1 protein-coding gene and 2 pseudogenes are annotated in these 1,563 nt (G+C 39.9%); all 3 read left to right on the top strand.

Going from position 1 to position 1,563, the window contains the following annotated elements; genetic code table 11:
• A pseudogene (locus B9T16_RS28565) lies at nucleotides 1-215 on the top strand (hypothetical protein); the annotation flags it as partial.
• 62 nt (nucleotides 216-277) lie between these two features.
• Nucleotides 278-649, top strand: a complete 372-nt coding sequence (locus B9T16_RS28560) for a hypothetical protein (RefSeq protein ID WP_410246376.1) — start codon at nucleotides 278-280, stop codon at nucleotides 647-649.
• Nucleotides 646-1,563 (top strand): annotated as a pseudogene (locus B9T16_RS28555) (hypothetical protein); the annotation flags it as partial. The gene B9T16_RS28560 and the pseudogene B9T16_RS28555, both read left to right, overlap by 4 nt.

Below are 1,563 nucleotides of genomic sequence, written 5' to 3'. Positions count from 1 at the left end.
GAAATGCCTATAATTTAGAAGGTCACAGTTCATTATCAATTTTCTTTATTTCATCAGATTTTCATGATCTGCATCATACATCTTTTGACGGCAACTACGGCATCCAAGACTTTTGGGATCGTTTATTTAATACCCTCAAAACCCCAACAAAACAGCTACGGTCGATTTTTCCAACAAATTATTTAATCTGGAGTGACCATCATGATGTTAGCTGAATGCTGCCCAATCAATCACGCGCAGTTGTTTATAATACAGTTAGCCATGATGAGGTTAGACGATGCCCACATCTGAAAAAGAACGAATTGTGCGGGCTTTCTTACTGCTTCTGCATCGAGAAAGCAAAAAACCGGAAAGTGCGATTATCCCCCCTACAGCTTGGGAAAATTTACCGGAACTGCAAGCGGGCCTCGCTCAAGCCAATGATGACATTAAAATCATAGCACGAGGGATTACAACATGGTGTAAAGACCACCAATATAGTTCAATTCTCCAAGCTCTCCGACCCGTCCAAAGTGATGCAATTCCTGAAGATGAAGACCCAGACGAGGACGAAACCGAACAACAAATTCGATTGGGTAACTTATCTCTAAAATTTGTGGATGAAACCATTAGCCAAGCTCAAGGGCAACATGAGCAGCAATCATCATGACAGATAAGGTTATTTATGCCCCAGAAATTCGGTTATTTACCTATCATTTAAAACTCCTCAGAACCACAAACCTTAACGAAGCCGACAAGGATTTAGATTTAAGGTCACTGATTGCCTATTATGTGCAGTTATTGGCGGATTATGGGTTGGTGGATTCCCTCATCAACAAACTACAAAAAGAGATGTTATCTCCCTGGTCAATTATTGATAAGTGGCTTGAGTATATTCACACAATTAAACTGTTTTTATGGTGGGTTGAACTGAGGATAATTGTTCTGGAAATTCTCATTAATTTAGAAGATTATCTGAGCAGCCAGACCCTAGAAGATGTGATAAAAAACTATCTATTTAGGGCGGATTTTGAAGATTTAACTGATGATAAGAATAATAATCCATTTTTAAAAATTATTAATAATCCCGGAAAAATCGGCATTCAACACTTAAATTTGTCCCGGAAATATCGGGGAGCTTTCCGTCCTCAATATATGAATGATAGCTATAGTTTTTTGTTGCAACTATTGCGTCCCCAAAAACTGGGACAAGATGGGGTGAAGTTCTCAGAACTTGCGGAATTAAAACCCCCTGACTCATTTTTTGCCGGAACTTCGTCAACCCTAGACGAACCCCTACAAACCCATCTCAAACAAGCCTCTTGGGGGACAACAATTCTGTTTAGTGGTTTGATGGAATCACCCCCAGAGACTCTGGAGAAGGGAAAACACTTAGCCGATGAACTATTACAAAACTTGTTAAAATTAGACTCCCTGGAATCCGCGCCTCCTTTCTGGGAGAGTCGAGAGTTTTTAGGGGGATTTCTGTATGAGTATCAGAAGATTTATAATCGCCATTCCTACGGACAGATTCTGATTTTGCTGCTATTTTCAGAGGATAGTAAAGAGAAACTTAATGGGGTG

The organism is Arthrospira sp. PCC 8006 (assembly GCF_046480465.1).
Taxonomy (GTDB): domain Bacteria; phylum Cyanobacteriota; class Cyanobacteriia; order Cyanobacteriales; family Microcoleaceae; genus Limnospira; species Limnospira platensis.
Note: the sequence above shows the minus strand (reverse complement) of the source record. Positions and strands in the feature narration are given on the sequence as shown.